The 20,061-nt window shown below is 35.4% G+C and carries 15 protein-coding genes; 7 read left to right on the top strand and 8 right to left on the bottom strand.

What is annotated here, in order from left to right; translation table 11 throughout:
• Positions 1 to 57 precede the first annotated feature (57 nt).
• Positions 58 to 963 carry a LysR family transcriptional regulator gene (locus tag AC3E9W_RS01260; RefSeq protein WP_488766387.1) on the bottom strand — a complete coding sequence of 302 codons (906 nt, stop codon included), beginning with the start codon at positions 961 to 963 and terminating at the stop codon, positions 58 to 60.
• Between the two features lie 86 nt (positions 964 to 1,049).
• Here AC3E9W_RS01260 and AC3E9W_RS01265 point away from each other — a divergent pair, with 86 nt between their 5' ends.
• From AC3E9W_RS01265 to AC3E9W_RS01275, 3 genes are all read left to right on the top strand, one after another.
• Positions 1,050 to 1,814 carry a type 1 glutamine amidotransferase domain-containing protein gene (locus AC3E9W_RS01265; RefSeq protein ID WP_488766389.1) on the top strand — a complete coding sequence of 255 codons (765 nt, stop codon included), beginning with the start codon at positions 1,050 to 1,052 and terminating at the stop codon, positions 1,812 to 1,814.
• Positions 1,815 to 1,994: 180 nt separating this feature from the next.
• Positions 1,995 to 3,152: an iron-containing alcohol dehydrogenase gene (locus tag AC3E9W_RS01270; protein WP_488766391.1), complete on the top strand. Its 1,158-nt coding sequence runs from the start codon at positions 1,995 to 1,997 to the stop codon at positions 3,150 to 3,152.
• 402 nt (positions 3,153 to 3,554) lie between these two features.
• Positions 3,555 to 4,550: an NAD(P)H-dependent glycerol-3-phosphate dehydrogenase gene (locus AC3E9W_RS01275; protein ID WP_306153604.1), complete on the top strand. Its 996-nt coding sequence runs from the start codon at positions 3,555 to 3,557 to the stop codon at positions 4,548 to 4,550.
• Between the two features lie 131 nt (positions 4,551 to 4,681).
• Here AC3E9W_RS01275 and AC3E9W_RS01280 read toward each other — a convergent pair whose 3' ends face one another.
• From AC3E9W_RS01280 to AC3E9W_RS01290, 3 genes are all read right to left on the bottom strand, one after another.
• The gene (locus tag AC3E9W_RS01280; RefSeq protein WP_306153606.1) at positions 4,682 to 5,089 is read right to left on the bottom strand and encodes a hypothetical protein; all 408 of its coding nucleotides are present in this window, start codon (positions 5,087 to 5,089) and stop codon (positions 4,682 to 4,684) included.
• 111 nt (positions 5,090 to 5,200) lie between these two features.
• Positions 5,201 to 6,220, bottom strand: coding sequence for a phenylalanine--tRNA ligase subunit alpha (gene pheS / locus AC3E9W_RS01285; protein ID WP_125718092.1), 1,020 nt, complete (start codon positions 6,218 to 6,220; stop codon positions 5,201 to 5,203).
• 176 nt (positions 6,221 to 6,396) lie between these two features.
• Entirely contained in the window at positions 6,397 to 6,753 is a 357-nt protein-coding gene (locus AC3E9W_RS01290) for a hypothetical protein (RefSeq protein ID WP_488766394.1), read from the bottom strand.
• Positions 6,754 to 7,144: 391 nt separating this feature from the next.
• Here AC3E9W_RS01290 and AC3E9W_RS01295 point away from each other — a divergent pair, with 391 nt between their 5' ends.
• The 4 genes from AC3E9W_RS01295 (at position 7,145) to AC3E9W_RS01310 (ending at position 10,916) form a co-directional block, all read left to right on the top strand.
• Positions 7,145 to 7,690 (top strand): CvpA family protein, encoded by a 546-nt coding sequence (locus tag AC3E9W_RS01295; RefSeq protein ID WP_488766396.1) that lies wholly within the window; start codon positions 7,145 to 7,147, stop codon positions 7,688 to 7,690.
• Between the two features lie 197 nt (positions 7,691 to 7,887).
• Positions 7,888 to 8,988: a helix-turn-helix domain-containing protein gene (locus AC3E9W_RS01300; RefSeq protein ID WP_488766398.1), complete on the top strand. Its 1,101-nt coding sequence runs from the start codon at positions 7,888 to 7,890 to the stop codon at positions 8,986 to 8,988.
• Positions 8,989 to 9,243: 255 nt separating this feature from the next.
• Positions 9,244 to 10,236, top strand: coding sequence for an alpha/beta fold hydrolase (locus AC3E9W_RS01305; protein ID WP_488766400.1), 993 nt, complete (start codon positions 9,244 to 9,246; stop codon positions 10,234 to 10,236).
• A 5-nt stretch (positions 10,237 to 10,241) separates the two neighbouring features.
• Positions 10,242 to 10,916: a hypothetical protein gene (locus AC3E9W_RS01310; RefSeq protein WP_488766402.1), complete on the top strand. Its 675-nt coding sequence runs from the start codon at positions 10,242 to 10,244 to the stop codon at positions 10,914 to 10,916.
• Positions 10,917 to 11,413: 497 nt separating this feature from the next.
• Here the strand turns inward: AC3E9W_RS01310 and AC3E9W_RS01315 are convergent, their stop codons facing one another.
• From AC3E9W_RS01315 to AC3E9W_RS01330, 4 genes are all read right to left on the bottom strand, one after another.
• The gene (locus AC3E9W_RS01315; protein WP_488766404.1) at positions 11,414 to 13,816 is read right to left on the bottom strand and encodes a glycoside hydrolase family 95 protein; all 2,403 of its coding nucleotides are present in this window, start codon (positions 13,814 to 13,816) and stop codon (positions 11,414 to 11,416) included.
• Between the two features lie 326 nt (positions 13,817 to 14,142).
• Positions 14,143 to 16,089 carry a sialate O-acetylesterase gene (locus tag AC3E9W_RS01320; protein WP_488766406.1) on the bottom strand — a complete coding sequence of 649 codons (1,947 nt, stop codon included), beginning with the start codon at positions 16,087 to 16,089 and terminating at the stop codon, positions 14,143 to 14,145.
• A 112-nt stretch (positions 16,090 to 16,201) separates the two neighbouring features.
• Positions 16,202 to 17,704, bottom strand: coding sequence for a cellulase family glycosylhydrolase (locus AC3E9W_RS01325; protein ID WP_488766408.1), 1,503 nt, complete (start codon positions 17,702 to 17,704; stop codon positions 16,202 to 16,204).
• 103 nt (positions 17,705 to 17,807) lie between these two features.
• Positions 17,808 to 20,042: a glycoside hydrolase family 3 C-terminal domain-containing protein gene (locus tag AC3E9W_RS01330; RefSeq protein ID WP_488766410.1), complete on the bottom strand. Its 2,235-nt coding sequence runs from the start codon at positions 20,040 to 20,042 to the stop codon at positions 17,808 to 17,810.
• Between the last annotated feature and the right edge of the window lie 19 nt (positions 20,043 to 20,061).

Consider the following 20,061-nt stretch of genomic DNA (forward strand, 5'->3'; position numbering starts at 1 on the left):
TCTTTAGAATATCTAAAAATCAATTCGTGCGAATTTGTGTAATTAGTGGCTAAAAAACTATAATCGATTTCCAAAAAACAGTTTAAGTTCTTTTTCTATTGTATCGAATATTGATTTCACATTATTATTTTTTGGCGCTAACAAATACACAAATTCTTCGGGAACGTGAAAGCTGTTCCATACTAACTGGAGCTTATTTTCTTTAATATAATTTCTTGCATTACAATTCCATGTTACTGCAACGCCTTCATTTTTAGCTAAAAGCCTAAGCATTTCAGATTCTGAAGGAATAATATAATTAGGCACCATTGAAGGTCGCTTTTTATTAAAAGCATGCAGCCAGAATAATTTGATATGCGGAATTCTCGCATCATGACTGTACCATTTTTGCTCGTTGAGCCATTGTTCAATTCCAGTATAATTATCTGCTTTTAAGCGATTGCGGAATTCTGTAATGTCTAAACTTGATGGAGCAACCATAATGAGTTTAATCTTTCCCACTATTTCATAAGTCGTATCAAAAGTATCAAACCTTTTAGTCGTTATGGCAAAATCCAATTTTTTCGAATCGACCAAGGCAAAAAGTTCATCGTTTTCTGCAAAAGTAAAATCGATCATATCAAACTTTGAAATCAGCAGATTCCCCACACAATCAAAAAGATGTTTTGAAATTCCAACCGAAATTAATCGGTTCGCATCTTCTGCTTTTGCACGAAAACCAGTTTCAACACTTTCAAGACGATCGAGTGCATCTATTATCAAATTATTCAGTAACTTAGCGTACTCCGTTGGTTCAACGCCTTTTGATTTCCGATTAAATAATTTATTACCAACGTGCGCTTCAAGCATTGAAATCTGCTGACTAACCGCAGGCTGACTCATAAATAATTCCTTCGCAGCCACTGAAAAATTACCGTTTTTGTAAACTGCTTTAAAAGTTCTGTACCATTCTAGATTTACCATGATATAAATATATTTATAACAAACATAGTTTAATTTATTTTTACTGATATCACATTAGCCGTAAATTTGTTCAAAATTTAATATTCATGAAAAAATTAGCGCTATTCGCAATAACTGCATTTACAGCCGTAAGTATTTCTGCCGAGGCTCAAAAATCAAAAAAGAAAAGTATGAAAAAAGTATTATTTGTTGTCACCAGCAATGATAAACTGGGCAATACAGGAGAAAAAACAGGATTTTGGTCAGAAGAATTTGCTGCACCTTATTACGAATTATTAGATCAAGGAGTCGAAATTACCATTGCTTCTCCGCTAGGAGGACAACCGCCAATTGACCCAAAAAGTGCCGATCCAGCTTCGGCAACAGAAGACACAAAACGTTTTGACGCCGATAAAGTTTTACAAGAAAAATTAAAACACACTTTAAAACTTTCGACTGTTGATCAAAAAGATTATGATGCTGTTTTTTATCCTGGAGGTCACGGCCCGCTTTGGGATTTGGTTGAAGACAGAAATTCAATCAATTTAATCGAATCTTTTTACACACATAATAAACCTGTTGCTTTTGTTTGTCACGCACCAGCAGTTTTAAAAAACGTAAAAGTAAACGGTGAATATTTAGTAAAAGGCAAAAAAATAACTGGTTTTACCAATGATGAAGAAGAAGCAGTTGGTTTAACGAAAGTAGTTCCGTTTTTGTTAGAAGATGCTTTGGCATCCGAAGGAGGAATTTTTTCTAAAGGACCAAACTGGGCTCCTTACGCCGTTGAAGACGGACTTTTAATAACTGGTCAAAATCCAGCTTCATCAAAATTGGTAGCTGGAAAATTATTAGTCAAACTAAATAAATAGTAAGCTACTAAGGTTCTGAGTTGCTAAGCTTCTAAGGTTTTTTCTTAGCAACTTAAAACCAACCACAAAATCAAAAAACAAAAAGTAATTAAATAATTATGATGTTAAGTTTCTGAAATCTACGTTCTAATTAAAAACTTAGAACCTCAGAATCTTAGCATCTTAGAACCTTAAAAAAAAATGCTAAACTTCGAATTATACAATCCGACAAATTTAGTTTTCGGAAAAGGACAAATAGAAAAACTTTCGACTTTAGTCCCAAAAAACGCAAAAGTGCTTTTGGCTTATGGCGGCGGAAGTATTTTTAAAAACGGAATTTACGATCAGGTAATCGCAAATTTAAAAGGTTTTGAAATTGTTGAATTTGGCGGAATTGAGCCAAATCCGAGATTTGAAACTTTAATGAAAGCTGTTGATGTAATTAAAGCAGAAAAAATCGACTTTATTTTGGCCGTTGGAGGCGGATCTGTTATTGATGGTGTCAAATTCATTTCAGGCGCTGTTAACTTTGAAGGAAATCCAATTGACATTCTTCAAAAAAGAATCTTGATTAAAGAAAATGCCATGCCATTCGGAACTGTTCTGACACTTCCGGCAACGGGAAGCGAAATGAATTCTGGATATGTGGTAACAATCGAAGCGACTCAGGAAAAATTATCTTCTGGCGGAAGCGCTTTATTCCCTAAATTCTCTATTTGCGACCCGGCAGTAATTGCTTCTTTACCAAAAAGACAAATCCAAAACGGTGTTGTAGATGCTTACACACACGTTATGGAACAATATTTAACCTACCCAACTGATGCTTTTCTTCAAGACAGAATCGCCGAAGGAATTTTACAGACTTTAATTGAAGTTGGTCCAGGTGTTGTAGAAAATCCAACCGATTATACCTTGGCTTCCAACTTTATGTGGAGCTGTACGATGGCTCTTAACGGATTAATCCAGAAAGGTGTTCCAAGCGATTGGGCAACACACATGATTGGCCACGAATTAACAGCACTTTACGAAATTGATCACGCAAGAACTTTAGCGATTATTGGACCAAGTTTGTATCATGTAATGTTCGAAACTAAAAAAGCGAAATTAGCACAATACGGAAGACGAATTTTTAATCTAATAGGGTCTGACGAAGAAGTTGCAAAAGAAGCGATCAATAAAACCGTAGAATTTTTCCATACCATGGGAATGGACACTAAACTTTCTCAATACACAGAAGACTATTCAAAAACAGCCGATTTTATCGTAAATCGTTTTGAAGAAAGAGGTTGGAAAGGTTTAGGAGAAAATCAATTGGTGACTTTAGATAAAGTTAGATCTATTGTGGAGCTTAGCTACTAAAATATAAATTCCAAATTTTAAAAATTCCAAATTCCAAGATTATCTACATTTTGGAATTTGGATTTTTTTTATTTTGAATAAACTTGGTATTTCAAATTGGAATTTGGAATTTCAAAATTGGAATTTCAATAAAAAAGGCGTTCTTAACAAGTTTAGGAACGCCTTTTCAAAATACTAAAACAAAACTAACTAACTCAATTTTTTTTAAATTCATTAAAATTCTAATTTATAATCTTTTATAACGTGAGCTAAATGGTTTTATTGTTGGCTATTCAAAAAAAATATTTTATTCTTAAACTTCTTGAAAGTCATTGCAATTAAAGCCATTTTTCAAAATTTCTTAAAACAGATTTTGCTTTATTAGCACATTATTAAGTACTTTTGTTTTAAATTATTAAAATAATGAGCGAAAATTTAAAATTTGCAGTGATTGGTGGTGGAAGTTGGGCAACGGCAATTGCTAAAATGTTGTGTGTAAATCTTTCCGAAATTTCGTGGTACATGCGCAATGATGCTGCTATAGAGCACCTTCAGAAGTACAAACACAATCCAAACTACTTAAGTTCTGTTGAATTTGATACTAAAAAACTCAAATTAACCAACAATATAAACGAGGCGATAGAATATGCAGATTATATCATCTTTGCAATTCCGTCTGCTTTCCTTGATGCCGAATTAAAAAACATGACGGTTTCTTTGGCTGATAAAATCATTTTTTCTGCTATTAAAGGAATTGTTCCTGAAACAAGTTTAATTGTCGGCGAACATTTCCACATTCAATACGATATTCCATATTACAATATTGGCGTAATTACAGGACCTTGCCACGCAGAGGAAGTCGCTTTAGAAAGACTTTCGTACTTAACAATTGCCTGCGGTGATCCCGACAAAGCTAAAACGGTTGCTAAAACACTTTCTGGAAACTATATTAAAGCTAAAATTTCAGACGATATTATCGGAACTGAATATGCTGCAATGCTGAAAAACATCTACTCTATTGCTGCAGGAATTGCTCACGGTTTGGGTTATGGAGATAACTTTCAGTCGGTTTTAATGAGTAATGCGATTCGCGAAATGAAGAAATTCATTAGAAAAGTGCATAAAATGAAACGTAACATTAACGATTCAGCTTATTTGGGCGATTTATTGGTTACAGGATATTCGGTTTTCTCTAGAAACAGAATGTTCGGAAATATGATCGGAAAAGGCTACACCGTAAAATCTGCAATGATGGAGATGAGCATGGTTGCCGAAGGTTATTATGCGACAAAAAGTGCTTATAAATTAAATCAGGGTTATGGTGCTAAAACGCCAATTATCGATGCGGTTTATGCAGTTTTATATGAAGGTAAAGATGCAAAATCTGTATTTAGAAAATTGACGGAGTCTCTAGATTAGTATTCAGTATTCAGATTTTTAGTGATCAGTTATCTCTAAAATAATAAATAAAAAAAGTCAGAAATAAGATTATTTCTGACTTTTTTTTATTTCAAGTTACAGCTGAACACTAAAAATCTGAACACTGAACACTACTTAACCATCACTCCCTCAACAAACAAAATCGGCACTTCTTCTGTATTGTTTTCGTCAAGCGAATTGGCTTTAAAAGTGAACTTCTTATCGTACAAAGTATTTCCGATAAAGAAAGTCACCATGAATTCGTTATTTAATGCTAAAAGGCTTTTCTCCACCAGTTCGATTTTTACAACCGAAACAGACGGAACCTCAACAAAAGCGTGACGCAGAATCGATGTTTTTTTCATTTCGCCGTCTATAGTTCCGAAAGCTTTCGAAACTACCATTACGCTGTCTAGATTAAAGTCGCTGTCGTTTACTAAATATGCATACCACACTTTTTCCATAAAATCGTCGCTCCATTCCTGCACTGCTGCAAGAAATACGTTTTCAACTTCTGGAATAATTATATCTTTTTTCATTTTTATTAAATTTTAAAAACCTTTGTCAAAGCCTAGACTTCAACAAAGGTTTGTTATTATAAATGATTAAAGATTTAGAATAATCTAAAATCTAAAATCAGAAATCTAAAATTATATGTTGGCTTTAAACTGCTCTAAGAAACGAACATCATTTTCGTAGAACATACGGATATCGCCAATTTGGTACAAAAGCATCGCGATACGCTCTACTCCCATTCCGAAAGCAAAACCGTTGTATTCGTCTGGGTTGATATCACAGTTTTTCAAAACGTTTGGATCTACCATTCCGCAACCTCCAATTTCCAACCAGCCCGTTCCTTTAGTGATTCTATAATCGGTTTCTGTTTTTAGTCCCCAATAAATATCAATTTCGGCACTTGGTTCTGTAAAAGGGAAATACGACGGACGAAGACGAATCTTAGATTTTCCGAACATTTCTTTAGTGAAATAAAGCAACGTTTGTTTCAAATCGGCGAAAGAAACATCTTTGTCAATGTACAATCCTTCCACTTGATGGAAAATACAGTGCGAACGAGACGAAATCGCTTCGTTACGGAAAACACGTCCTGGAGAAATGGTACGAATTGGCGGTTTGTGATTTTCCATATAACGCACCTGAACAGATGATGTATGCGTACGCAACAACACGTCAGGGTTTGTCTGAATAAAAAATGTATCCTGCATATCACGCGCTGGGTGATATTCCGGCAAGTTTAATGCGGTAAAGTTATGCCAGTCGTCTTCGATTTCTGGACCTTCAGAAACGTTGAATCCGATATTTGCAAAAATATCAATAATCTGATTTTTAACAATTGAAATAGGATGACGAGAACCAATAATTACCGGTTCTGCCGCACGCGTTAAATCACCAAAAATTCCTTTTGATTCTTCTTTACTTTCAAGCTCTTCCTGAATCGATTTTACTCTTTCTTCAGCAACCGCTTTCAAAGTATTCATTACTTGTCCAAAATCTTTTTTCTGGTCGTTCGGAATATTTTTAAACTCATTGAAAAGTTCTTTTACTAAACCTTTACTTCCTAAATATTTAATACGGAACTTCTCTAAAGATTCTTTGTTTTTTTCATTAAAGGCTTTTGCTTCCTCTATGTGTTGTTTTATCTTGTCTATCATTTTCCTCCAATGCTTGAGAATACAAATTTAAGTATTTTGTTTAAAGTTTAATGTTTAAAGTTCAAAGTTTCCTTCTTTAAATGTTTTTCAACAATTAAAACAGGCAGAAGTTAAATTCAGTTTGCATTAGTTATTTAGTTCAAAATACTGAACACTAAAAAACTGATTTCTGAACACTAATCTATTAATTTTCTTTCTAAAAAATAATTTACAATCGCTTCTTTCATCAAAACCGATTGTTCTCCCGCTTTTAAAGGCGGTAATTCTTCTTTAACTTTATAATGTGGCCATCCTTCTTCATCAAAATATTCGAATTCGTAAAATCCATATGGCTCTAATAATCGACAGATTGCGATGTGCATTAAGTTCAGTTTTTCGTCTTTTTTGTATTCACGGTGTACTTTTCCGTATTCCTGAACTCCGATTAGGTAAATTATGGCATCTAAATCTAAATCTTCGCCTTGCGAAAATTGATTAGAAAGTATATCAACGAGCTTTTCCCATCGCTCTTTTAATTGTGTATCTCTGGACATTTTAATTTATGATTTTTGATTGTAGATTTTAGATTGCGAAGTGATTTGAATATTTCTAAAAATATCGAAACTGCAATCTGAACTCTAAAATATGAAGTCGCAAAGATACATACTCTTTACATATAATGCATATATATGCGTTGTAGTTGTTTTTAAACACATAGAATCATAGGATTTAGCATACACAAAAAGGCGTTTCACTTATTTTAAACAAACATAGCTATGTGTTTAAAATTCCATCCCAAAGAAAACCTTTGTCACTTTGCCCCTCTGAACCTCTGCCCCTGAAAAAAAATCCATCCCAAAGAAAAACCCTTTGTCACTTTGCCACTTTGAACCTCTGTCACTAAAAAAATCTATCTTTGCACCACATTAAACACCAAACCAGAACATGAGTTTTTTTGATATTATTGTTGCCGTACTTTTGTGCTATAGTTTATATAAAGGCATCAAAAACGGACTTTTTGTAGAAGTCGCTTCTTTTATTTCGTTGCTTTTAGGGATTTACCTTGCCATTAAATTTTCTTCTTTAATGACAGGAATGATTTCAAAACACGTGTCTTGGAATCCGACTAATATTCAGATCACCGCTTTTATCCTGACTTTTATTCTCGTTGTAATCGGTGTTTATTTTTTAGCGAAAATCTTAACCGGAATTGCCGATTTCGCCATGTTAGGCTGGATGAACAAACTTGGAGGCGGATTTTTCAGGGTTTTAAAAACGATTCTGATCTTGAGTATTTTCATTGCTTTATTCGAAAAAATAAACTTCAATAACACTTTTGCTAAAAAGGAAACTCTGGATTCATACGTTTTTTATAATCCCGTGAAAAAAGTAGCTGCTTTTGTTTATCCTTCGATTGAAAAATGGTACGAAAGTTTTAAGAAAGAGCATTCTCAGAAATCGGAAGAAAAAGAAAATTCTGAGAACGAGTAATTTCGTTTGTCAGGCTGAGCGGAGTCGAAGCCCCGTCCCAATTGGAGCGCCCTTCGACTCCGCTCAGGGTGACATTCGGGATCAACGACTTTTAAACAATAACAAATCCAAAACATTTCATCTTCAAATATTTGCAGGAAATATTTTATCTTGCTCCTTATTTCCAACAACTGATTTAATTAAAATCAAAAACCAATATGTTGTATTTAACGGGCATTATAATTACCTTTTTTCTGGTTGTTATTCTCGCAAGCAAACGAAACAAAAGTGAAGCCGATAAAATTTTGGCGCTTTGGTTATTTTGCACTGGTTTTCATTTGTTTTTGTATTACCTGCATTATCAAAAAGATTTTGCTTCGTTTCCTTTTCTTTTAGGTTTTGAACTTCCAATGCCGTTGCTACAAGGTCCATTTTTGTATTTGTATACTTCAGCTTTAACGAATCAGAATCTGTACAAAAAATACAATCTTTTGCATTTTCTACCTTTTATAATTGCGGTTTTATTTCTGATGCCGTTTTTTACACTTCCTTTTTCTGAAAAATTAAAGGTCTTCGAAAATGAAGGCAAAGGCTACGAAAATCTGATTTTGGTTTTATACGGTTTCATTCTACTTTCTGGAATAACCTATGCTTTGCTTTCGCTAAGAAAACTTTCCAAACACCAGAAAAATATTTCTGATCAATTTTCGTCAAGCGAAAAAATCAATCTTCGTTGGTTGCAATATTTAATTTTAGGTTCGAGTATTATTTGGTGCGTCGTCATTTTTTTTGAAGACGAATACATCTTTTCTTTTGTCGTTTTTTATCTGATGTTTATTGGCTATTTCGGAATCAAACAAGTTGGGATTTTTACCAATCAAACAATCGCCGAAAATTTAGTTTTGAATATTTCTTCTAACGAAAGCATCGAAATCGAAAATGCTGCTGAAAAAATTAAATATGAAAAATCAGGTTTAAGCAACGTTGAACTTCAATCCATTCATCAAAAATTAACGCAGATTATGAAGGATGAAAAACTCTATAAAAACCCTGATCTGACTTTAGCCGAATTGTCTCAAAAACTAAATATTCATCCCAACATTCTTTCACAGGTTATCAATTCCGCCGAAGGAAAAAACTTTTATGATTACATCAATTCACAACGAGTTGAAGAATTTAAAAAACTGATTCTTCTTCCTGAAAACGAAAAATATACTCTACTTTCGGTTGCTTTTGAATGTGGCTTCAATTCAAAAACAGCTTTTAACCGAAACTTCAAAAAAGTGACCGGACTTTCTCCTTCTGAATATTTAAAATGACTAAACCATATAAGTCATATAAGATAATTTCAGTTTTGCTAAAATGAACTTACATGACTTATATGGTTAGAAAACTTTGCGACTCCACTCCAGATAGTTATCGGGATTGCGAGCAAATTTCGGTAGTAAAAAAACTTAGAAGCTTAGCCCCTTAGCATCTTAGAACCTTAAAAAAAAAAAGCCCCACCTTACAAGTTGGGGCGACCAGCATAGTACTGGAGCGCATCTTTGCAGAAATTTTAATCAATTCTTGCAATGAAAACCAACTTACTTTACTCAGCTGTACTAGCTGTTTTAATTTTCTTTTTTATTGGATGTGAAAATGAAAATAACATTAATGAATCTGGATATTTGGTTCCAAAAACCGTCGATGAAGATTCATCACTTCCTTCGATTTTTGTAAACGGGACACAGCTGCATGCCGAAACTTTCGGAAACTCAAATAATCCGATGCTCATCTTTTTACACGGCGGTCCAGGTTCTGATTACCGAAACGGATTAAACGTACAAGAACTTGCCGATGACGGTTATTACGTCATTTTTTACGATCAGCGAGGTTCGGGATTATCCAAAAGACATGATAAAAAAAGTTATTCTATTCAGCTCGTTTTAGATGATCTCACAGCAGTTATTGAATATTATAAAACTTCTCCCAGTCAGAAAGTTTTTCTATTTGGACATTCTTGGGGCGCCATGCTCGGAACGGCCTATGTGAATTCGTATCCTGATAAAATTGATGGCTTAATCTTGGCAGAACCAGGCGGACTCAACAAAAAACTGCTAGACGAATATGGAGAAATGAGCCGTAAAATCAACATTTTTTCTGAGGTGACGAGCAATCTTTTGTATGTCGATCAATTTATAACTGGGAAAGAAAATCAGCATGCTATTTTAGATTATAAATACGGAATCTCTTCGAGTTTTTCTTATGCAAAAGGAAATACAGAGGGAATTCCTGGACCTTCTCCGCTCTGGAGAATCGGAACCACGGTTTTAGAAAGTTTTATAGATATTTCAGAAAATGAAGGTTTTGATTTTACTACAAATCTCGATCAATATCAGACTAAAGTTTTGTTTTTATATGGCGAATTGAACAAGTCTTACGGATTAAATTTTGCACAAAAAGAAGCAGCTTATTTTCCTGTTTCTGAAATTGAAGAAGTAAAAGGAACAGGCCACGAAATGATTTACTTCAAATGGGAAAATGTCGAGCCTTTAGTATTGAATTATTTAAACAATCTAAAATAACTGACATGAAAGCAATACTAGCAATAATCACATTTCTTTTTTCACTTCTGTATTCTAACATTTTACAATCGCAAACCATCAACTGGGAAAATTTAAAAAGCGAAGAAAGACATATTTTGAATGCCAATGCTGGTTGGGATTATAGTTTTGTTTACGGACTAAGTTACGGTTATCATCTAAAAACCAAAATGCCAATTATTCTCGAAAGTTCGATTTCTTTTGCATCAGGCGAAGTTATTTTTGATGATTTTAAAACCAAAATCGGTGGACAAATACATATTTATCGAATTGAAAATTTCCGTTTCAACGCAGCAATTCACGGAATTTACAGAAGATACGGAAATCCGATTGTGACTTTACAAAATTTTGGTGCCGATGCTTCGATTACAATGGGCTATTATAAACCGAAATGGTTTGTCGCAGGAGAATTTGGTTTTGATAAAGCGATTGTAACGCATTTTAAACATTCTGAAATTTATAAAGATGTTTATCCAGAAGTTAAAAATGGCTGGTACGAACCCACAACGGGAGGAAATTTTAATTTCGGAATTCAAGGCGGTTATTCTTTCGGCAAAAGCGATCTCACTTTAAGAGCTGGAAAAGTAATGACACAAGATTTTAAAACCACGCCTATGATTCCGTTTTATGTGCAATTAGGATATAATTATAAATTGGATTAATTAATTGATTCGATACAAAGTTTAAACCCAACAGGTTTTAAAAACCTGTCGGGTTTACTCGACTTACAGTTAATCCTGAAGGGATTATATGTTTATAGAAAAAATTTACGCACCTAATTATTCGCCCCCTTCGGGGTCGTACGTCTAGACAATGTCACTTCTATAAATATTTGACCTTTTCAAGGTCAGAAATAATAAGAAGAAAACTCCGGAGGAGTGAAATATTTATAGAAATTAAATCATGCCATTATAAAAGAGCTCCAGCGGAGCGACATATAAATTTATTCCTAATGAATAATATGTCGCTCCGCTGGAGCTCTTTACGTTTTTGATCATTTGTTTTCTATAAATATGACGCTTCTCCGAAGCATTTTTAACAACAAATTCCAACAGGTTTTAGAAACCTGTCGGGTTTATATCGTTTTTCAGGCTGAGCGGAGTCGAAGCCACGCCCCAATTGGCACGCCCTTCGACTTCGCTCAGGGTGACAAATGTATTTAAAAAACAATCTCTTTATTCTCTCCTTTTTTTAAAATAATATCCTGTTTTTTATCGCCAAAAATCAAAGTTGTTTTTCCTCCTTTTTTAGAAGAAATAACAGCTCTCTGAAGATTCTTATTACTCCAAGTCATTTCAATTTCGAATCCGCCTCGAGCGCAAAGGCCTTTTACAAAACCCTCTTCCCAAGCGTCTGGTAAAGCTGGCAATAATCTAATTTCGTTTTCGTCTGATTGCACCAACATTTCTGCAACGGCTGCAGCGCCTCCAAAATTACCATCAATTTGAAATGGCGGATGCGCGTCGAATAAATTTGGATATGTTCCTCCGCCTCTTCTTGGCTTTTCGGTTTTCTTTCCATCTGGATCTACGTAGCGCAATAATTCGCGGAACATTTTATAAGCGCGGTTTCCGTCCCAAAGCCTTGCCCAAAGATTGATTCGCCAACCTTTTGACCAGCCTGTGGTTTCGTCGCCTTTTATTTCTAAAGTTTTCTTTGAGGCTTCAGCCAAATCTGGAGTTTTAACTGGAGTGATATGATTCCCAGGAAAAAGTCCGAACAATTGCGATTGGTGACGGTGTTTCGGGTCATTATCTTCCCAATCGAAATACCATTCTTGCAGGTTTCCTTTCTTGCCAATTTGATACGGGTGCAATTTTGCCAATGCTTTTTCTAATTTATCTCTAAAAGCTGCATCGGTATTCAATACTTTTGATGCTTTTATGGTTTTGTCAAAACATTCTCGAATCATTGCTAAATCGGCAGTTCCTCCGTAGAATGTTGCTCCTACAAATCCATCAGCCAGTTTGTATTGGTTTTCTGGCGAAGTTGAAGGCGATGTAATTAAATTTCCATTTTTGTCGGTCACTAACCAGCCTAAACAAAACTCGGCTGCGCCTTTCATTAACGGATATCCTTCTTTTTTTAAGTAATTTTGATCTTGTGTAAAAATATAATGTTCCCAAATGTGAGTACTCAGCCATGCGCCAGCCATTGGCCAGCAAGCCCACATTGGATCTTCTTTTCCAAATTGTCCAACAGGATTGGTCATTGCCCAAATATCTGAATTGTGTGCTGCCGCCCAACCTTCGTTTACCCCATAAAATGTTTTGGCTGTTACTTTTCCTGTTACCGAAAGATTTTTGATAAAGCTCAAAAGCGATTCGTGCATTTCTGAAAGATTGGTGTTTTCTGCCAGCCAGTAATTTTCTTCCAGATTAATATTCATGGTATAATTGCTGCTCCACGGCGGACTTAAATAAGGATTCCATAATCCCTGTAAATTAGCAGGAACACCCAAAGTTCTAGATGAACTAATTAGTAAATATCTTCCATAATTGAAATACAGAATTTCGAGATTTTTATCTTCTTTTCCGTCAGCGTAGCGCAATAAACGTTCGTCTGTTGGTAAATCTGGAGCCCTAGTTTTTCCTAGATTTAAATTGACACGATTATAGAATTTCTCAAAATCGGCAATGTGGCTTTGTTTTAATTTATCGAAAGATTTTAAAGTTGCTTTGTTAAGATTTTGCATTGCTATTGTAACATCATCCAAACCTTCTGTTGCAGGATTTTTATCGAAACCATTAAAACTTGTAGCAACCGAAATGTAAATAATAACTTCCGATGCATTTTTTACCGTTATTGTAGAACTGTTATTACTAACCTTTCCTTCTGTGTTTTTGATTTGAAGCAAAGTCGTAAATCTTGTCCCTCTTTCTGGTATCTGAAGGTATTTTGATGGCACATTATAACCCGCATTTTCATGAATTGGCGCGGTACCTGTCATCATCATGGTATTGTTTCGAATTTCTAAATTTGATTTTAAAAGGCTTTTCAAATTAACATCAAAATTTAAAGCGCCTTTCTGACTGCTTGTAAATTTGACAGCCATAATCTGATCTGGCGCCGAAACAAAATATTCTCGTGTATATTTTACACCGTCTAATTCGTAACTTACTTTTGTTACTGCATTCGAAATATCCAATTCTCTGTAATAATTCGTCGCTTTTCCTTTTTCTGCATTGCTTATTTCTAAGGTTGCTAAAGGTGCATACGATTCAGAGTTCTTTCCTTGAACTTTTTTGTTCAGTTCTTCAGCAAGTTTATAGTTTTCGTTTTTTAATGCTTCGCGAATTGCCGGAATGTTTTTATACGCTTCTGGATTCATGTTTGCATTTACCGGCTCACCCGACCAAAGCGTAATATCGTTCAAATAAATTTTATCTGAATTCACGCCACCAAAAACCGTTGCACCCATTTTTCCGTTTCCTAAAACCAGACTTTCTTCAAAGAATTCTGCGGGTTGTTTGTACCACAATTTTTGAGAGGATTGGGCTTTTGCGCAGAAAGATGTTATAAGTAAAATGTAAAATGTTTTTTTTATGATTTTTGAATTCATAGGCTTTGTTGTTTTGGTTTTTATTTATCGTCTCCTATTTTGTCATTCCGAGGAACGAGGAATCACACTCGTAAATCTACAAAGATTGATAATTCTCTTTGCGAAATTCCTAGTGCGATTCCTCGTTCCTCGGAATGACAAACAAAACGTCCATTAATGCTTTGCTTGCGTGAGGGATAGGAGGAAGCTACCGAAGTAGCCCGGATAGCCCGACCCTACCGAGATAAGAAGGCGTATTTTCGTAAAGTATGTTTGCCTTCTTATCTCGGTAGGGTCACGCCCAAATATTATTCATTTCTAAGAACTAAGGACTAAAAACTAAGAACTTATTTACTCACTTTATAAACCTCATTTTCTGTAACCATTTCCCAATTATCGGTTCTGAATGGCGATGCTGGGAATTTTTCTTTGTTGAACAAATTAATACTTGTATCGTCGTCTGCCCAACCGTAATGCACTGCAACTGGCTTTTGAACTTTTTCGCTCGAAACTATGATTTTGTTGTCTTTAATTATCGCTTTCGCGGAATGAAAAACTTTGTCTGCACCTGCGATTTCGAAACCTTTTAATTCATCGTTATTTGGCGTTGAAAGTCCGCTGCCGATGTTATCGAAAGTTAGGATGATTTGATTTCCTTTTATTTCCTTAGATTTATAAGTTGGTCCGCTGTGAACTTGTTTTTTACCGTAAATATTATTCATTGCGATTGACGCCAAACGTAAACCAATGTCTTGTTTGTTGGTTGGATGAATGTCTTTTGCGTTTCCGATATCGGTTGTCACGGCCATTCCGGTATTGGGCAATTTTAAAGTTTCTGATTGTGCTTCGCGAAGTTCTGCCCAACGGCTTCCTTTTTGACTGTTGCCTCCGAATTCGTCGAAAGTGGATAACTGCACAAAATAGAATGGAAAATCGCCTTGTTTGAATTTGTTTCTCCAATCGTTAATCATTAACGGAAATGCTTTTTTGTATTGTTTGGCTCTCCAAACATTGGCTTCGCCCTGATACCATAAAGCGCCCTGAATCGCATACGGAACGAGCGGATTTACCATCGCATTGTACAATAACGATGGATAGCTGTTTGGCGAAACTTCGATTCTCACTTTTATGACATTGAATTTCCAAAGTCCTTCCAACGGTAAACTAGAATCTTTAAAATCAATTTTCAAATCTTCGGGATCACCGTAGATTCCGCCACCGCCACTGTAATCTGTAATTCTAACTGCTATTACGTTTGTTCCTTCTTTCAGCACATTTGCAGGAATTTTGTAAATTCTTAGTTTGTCCCAAAGATTATTGGTTCCAACTTCTACGCCGTTTACATAGGTTTTGTCTTCGTCGTCTATTTTTGCTAAATGTAAAACGGCTTCTTTTTTAGCTTGCTCTGCAGTTAAAACAATAGTTTTACGCATCCAGACAATTCCGTCAATGTTTCCGATTTGCTGGTTTTCCCAAATTGAAGGCGCTTTTATTTCAGGCCAGTTTTTATCTTGAAAATTTGCATTTTTAAACTGCTCTTCGTTTTCCATCGAAACTTCAAAACCCTGCACTTTTTTCAAATTGTCTAAAACCGATTTTTTATACGTTTCAAAAATAGCATTGATATCTACCGTTGGAACATTGGCAATCATCGATTTGAATTCTGAGCTGTTTTCGAAAGCTTCACGGCTTGTCCACGTTTCTACATTGGTTCCTCCCCAAGAAGTATTGATGATTCCGATTGGAATTTTTAATTCTGAATATAATTTTCTGGCGAAATAATAACCAACTGCCGTAAAATTACCAACATTTACTGGATTGGCTTCTTCCCATTTTCCTTGTTTTAAATCGTCTTTTGGAGTTCCGCTTAAATCTTGCGCCACGCCAAAATGACGAATCATTGGGTAATTAGCATCTGCAATTTCTTTTTCTGAATTCATCGTTTTGAAAACCTGAAATTCCATATTCGATTGTCCGCTGCAAATCCAAACTTCTCCAACCAAAACATTTTTGATCGTGATTTTATTTTTTCCGATAATGATTAATTCAAATGGTCCGCCCGCTTTTTCTGCACTTAAATTCAGCGTCCATTTTCCGTTTTTATCGGCTGTTGTTTTTTTAATTTGTTTGTTAAAATGCACTTCGATACTTTCATTAGCATCAGCAAAACCCCAAATCGGAATTTGTTTGTTTCGTTGCAATACCATTCCGTCAGAAAACAGTAAAGGCATTCTAACATTAGCATTAGCTATAACACTAACTATCAATAAAATAAAAACAATTATTTTTTTCATTTTTCTAATTTTATGTTTTTTAAACCATATAAGTGATATAAGCTTTTTTAAATTTCAATTAGCTATTGCAATTACATTTACTTATATCACTTATATGGTTTTAAAAGATTTTTTACTGTAAACCTTCTTTTAAAGCGGTTAAAACTTTTGTATCGAAGACAGAATTATCACTTCTGTTGAAAATTCCAAAACCATTATTTCCGATGCTTCCTTCATCCCAATAAAAAGGTAAAAGTCCGTTTGATTTTGCTGTTTTGACCACCGTTTTTAAATAATATGCTCTTGAATTTAAATGTAAAGTCAAAGCGTCTCCAGTCAAAGTTGTTCTGCGAATTGCTCCAAATTCTCCTAACAAAACTGGAATTCCTTTATCTACAAATTGCGTTTTCATTAGTTTGAAATTCTTTTCTAGATCGGCTTCTTCGCCCCAAGTTGCATTTCGTTCCGTATCGGTTGTGGAGTGAAAACCAGCTCCCCAATAGTAGAACATTTTACCCCAAGTTTCGTCTTTGGTTAAACCGGCAAAATTCCAAGGAGAATAATAATGCACTTCGACCATCATTCTTCCTGTAACTTTATCAGTAGGCAATGTAGTCATTAATTTGTTTGTTTTTTCGATATCTGTTGTTGGGCCTTGAACAACCAAAACACGAGTTGCATTTTTTCCTCCGGTTGAACGAACAGCATCAATAAAAGTTTGGTGATACGAATTTAAAACCGCCATTTGTGCGGCATCTTCAACAGCAGGTTCATTGGCACTTGCAAAAAGTAAATGCTCGTCGAATCCGCGTAAGTGCGTTGCGATTTGTTCCCAGAAAGCTTTTTGTTTGGCGTTATTTTCTACTTTTTTGGCTTCGGTAATATTGTTTTCCAGCCAGCCACCGTCCCAATGAATATTCACTACAACATACATATCATTATCAACACAATACTGAACGACCTCTTTTACACGATTTAACCAATCGGTTTTGATTTTTGCTGTTGCAGCGTTTTCTAAATTCTGATTCCAAGAACACGGAATTCGAATAGCATTAAATCCGTTTGCTTTTACGGCATCGATTAAAGCTTTTGTCACTTTCGGATTTCCCCAAGCGGTTTCTCCGCCTGTTGCTTCCAAAGTATTTCCGATATTCCAACCCAGTTTCATTTTGGCCGCCAATTCAACCGCCGAACTTCCCATGCCCGAAGCGTCTGCCGCAATCGGATTGGTATTGTAACTTGGATATAAGGCTGTTGCTTCAGCCGCTGCCTGTGAAATTGAAATTGACACGGATGGAACTTGACTTCCTGTTAATGTGACCACCGCATTTCTTATCGATGCAGCTGTATTTTCTAAAGCGGTAATTTTCACGATTGTAGTTCCAGAACTTCCAGCGCTTTGGCTTAATTTTATCCAACTTACAGGACTCGTCATAGTCCATGCAATTCCATTAGAATTAACTGTTACTTCAATAGTTTTTTCTTTGCTTTCAAAATCAATTTTTTCTGTACTAGCTCCTAACGATTTTATACTTACTGGAGGATTTTCTTCCTTGTCTGAACTGCAGGCTAAAACTCCCAAAAAAGCAAAACATAAAATAAAACTCAAGAGGTAATCTTTGATGGCTTTTTTCATTTTATTTGGTTTGGTTTAAGTTAAGTTAAGTTTTTAAAATCAACGCCAGCTTTAAATAGGCTGGCGTCAATTTCATTTATAATAAAGAAGAAGAATAACTGGGTTATTTAACTGTTACTGCGATTTCTTTTTTGATGTCTCTTGAAGACGTTCCTACTTTAATAGTATATTTTCCTGGTTCTACTACCCATTTTTTTGAAGTAACATCGTAATAAGCCAATTCTTTTACAGGAACTTTAATCGTTACTGTTTCTGAACTTCCTGCATTAACTGTTGCTTTTTTGAAACCTTTCAGTTCTTTTGAAGCACGTGTCACTTTAGAATCCGATTTAGAAGTATATACTTGAACCACTTCCTTTCCGTCCGCTTTTCCTGTGTTTTTAACATCAACCGAAACTTCAATAACATCGTTTTGTGCGTAATCGGTTTTGTTTGTTTTTGCATTTTCTAAAGCAAAAGTCGTGTACGATAATCCGTAACCGAAAGGATATAATGGCGCTACATTTTTAGTATCAAACCAACGGTATCCTACCAAAAGTCCTTCAGCATAATTTACGGTTTTGTCTCCAGGGAAACTTTTTGTTGCGTGCGCTGGAGAATCCATGATGTTTTTAGGCATTGTCCAAGGTAATTTTCCTGACGGATTTACTTTTCCTAAAATAACATCTGCTAAAGCATTTCCGCCTTCAGAACCATTAAACCAACTCCAAACCAAAGCTGATGATTTTGCGCTTACTTCATTAATATCAAATGGAGCACCGGCAATCATTACCACAATAGTTTTAGGATTAGCTGCTACTACTTGTTTGATTAATTCTTCTTGTCCGAATGGCAAGTGTAAATCTCTACGGTCAGAAGCCTCCGTCTCATAATCACGGTTTGAACCTGCAAAAATGATGGCAACATCAGAATTTTTAGCTGCTTCTACTGCTTCTTTAATTTTTGCTGGATCAACTTTATCAATTGTAACAGGTCCTGTAGAAGTGATATTTCCTAAATTTCCTTTATTTTTTTCGTCGTAACGCTCTAAATATCCTTCAGCATAATTGATTTTTACTGATGAAGGAAGTCTGTTTTTTAGACCTTCAAGTGGCGTAACTTCTCTTTTTGTTTTTACACCCGCTCCAAATCCGCCAAGGGCATTTTTCTTTGTAGCGTTGTTTCCGATTACGGCAATAGATTTTACTCCATCTAATTTTAGCGGAAGCGCATTATTTTCGTTTTTCAATAAAACAATAGCTTCAGCAGCAATTTCGTAAGCGTCTTTGTAATGTGCTTCTGTTGCGATGCTTCCTTTTGCACGTGTTCCGCCGCCCATTGCTTTGATATGGAATAAACCACGTAAAATACGTTTTACATGAAGATCAATTTCTTTTTCTGAAACTTCTCCCGATTTTACTGCAGCAATTAATTTATCTGCTAACCAAAATTCGTTGAATGGTTTTGGAGTTCCCATTTCGATATCTAAACCGCTTTTAAGAGATTTTGCTGTAGAATGAACCGCAGCCCAATCCGAAACTACGACTCCTTTGAATCCCCATTCATCACGAAGGATTTTGTTTAGCATATAATCGTTCTCACATAAATATTCTCCTCTAAATTTATTGTAAGCGCCCATTATGCTGTATGCTTTTCCTTCTTTCACAGTCGCTTCAAAAGCTGGAAGGTAAATTTCGCGAAGTGTACGCTCGTCAATCTGAACGTCAACAAAATCACGATTTGTTTCTTGATTGTTTGCCGCATAATGTTTTACGCAGGCCATAACATCTTTTTCTTGTAAACCAACTACCAACGGCACCGCAATTTTTTTGTTCAAGAATGGATCTTCTGACATATATTCATACGTTCTTCCTCCAAGTGGTGTTCTCACAATATTAATTGCTGGCGAAAGCAACATGTCTTTGTCTCTTGCGCGTAATTCTTCTCCTAAACTGCTTCCGAATTTGTGAGCCATTTCTGCATTAAAAGTCGCTGCTAATGCTCCGCCTGCTGGATAATACGTTGCAAAATCGTTTGTCCATCCTGCTGGCGCCCAGTTGTCACGAGAGATTTCCTCACGAACTCCTAGCGGTCCGTCTGCCATTTTTAATTCCGGAATTCCTAAACGTTTTACGCCTGCGTTAGCAAACATACTGTTTCCGTGAAGCATTCCGATTTTTTCTTCTAAAGTCATCTGCGAAATCAATTTGTCGATTTCTGCGTCATGCTCTGTTCCGATTTCTTTCCCTACATATTCTTCGGTTTGTGCCGAATTTGAAGCTGCTGTCTGTGCATCATTTTTACAAGAAGCAAATAAGGCAAAAACAACCGCTGACAACATTATCATTTTGTTTTTCATAGATAGTTAGATGTTTTTA

The organism is Flavobacterium sp. 38, assembly GCF_057799715.1.

What these genes read in the sequence shown, in the direction of transcription:
- AC3E9W_RS01260 (WP_488766387.1), bottom strand. Translation starts at nt 963, where the DNA reads ATGGTAAATCTAGAATGGTACAGAACTTTTAAAGCAGTTTACAAAAAC.
- AC3E9W_RS01265 (WP_488766389.1), top strand. Translation starts at nt 1,050, where the DNA reads ATGAAAAAATTAGCGCTATTCGCAATAACTGCATTTACAGCCGTAAGT.
- AC3E9W_RS01270 (WP_488766391.1), top strand. Translation starts at nt 1,995, where the DNA reads ATGCTAAACTTCGAATTATACAATCCGACAAATTTAGTTTTCGGAAAA.
- AC3E9W_RS01275 (WP_306153604.1), top strand. Translation starts at nt 3,555, where the DNA reads ATGAGCGAAAATTTAAAATTTGCAGTGATTGGTGGTGGAAGTTGGGCA.
- AC3E9W_RS01280 (WP_306153606.1), bottom strand. Translation starts at nt 5,089, where the DNA reads ATGAAAAAAGATATAATTATTCCAGAAGTTGAAAACGTATTTCTTGCA.
- pheS (WP_125718092.1), bottom strand. Translation starts at nt 6,220, where the DNA reads ATGATAGACAAGATAAAACAACACATAGAGGAAGCAAAAGCCTTTAAT.
- AC3E9W_RS01290 (WP_488766394.1), bottom strand. Translation starts at nt 6,753, where the DNA reads ATGTCCAGAGATACACAATTAAAAGAGCGATGGGAAAAGCTCGTTGAT.
- AC3E9W_RS01295 (WP_488766396.1), top strand. Translation starts at nt 7,145, where the DNA reads ATGAGTTTTTTTGATATTATTGTTGCCGTACTTTTGTGCTATAGTTTA.
- AC3E9W_RS01300 (WP_488766398.1), top strand. Translation starts at nt 7,888, where the DNA reads ATGTTGTATTTAACGGGCATTATAATTACCTTTTTTCTGGTTGTTATT.
- AC3E9W_RS01305 (WP_488766400.1), top strand. Translation starts at nt 9,244, where the DNA reads ATGAAAACCAACTTACTTTACTCAGCTGTACTAGCTGTTTTAATTTTC.
- AC3E9W_RS01310 (WP_488766402.1), top strand. Translation starts at nt 10,242, where the DNA reads ATGAAAGCAATACTAGCAATAATCACATTTCTTTTTTCACTTCTGTAT.
- AC3E9W_RS01315 (WP_488766404.1), bottom strand. Translation starts at nt 13,816, where the DNA reads ATGAATTCAAAAATCATAAAAAAAACATTTTACATTTTACTTATAACA.
- AC3E9W_RS01320 (WP_488766406.1), bottom strand. Translation starts at nt 16,089, where the DNA reads ATGAAAAAAATAATTGTTTTTATTTTATTGATAGTTAGTGTTATAGCT.
- AC3E9W_RS01325 (WP_488766408.1), bottom strand. Translation starts at nt 17,704, where the DNA reads ATGAAAAAAGCCATCAAAGATTACCTCTTGAGTTTTATTTTATGTTTT.
- AC3E9W_RS01330 (WP_488766410.1), bottom strand. Translation starts at nt 20,042, where the DNA reads ATGAAAAACAAAATGATAATGTTGTCAGCGGTTGTTTTTGCCTTATTT.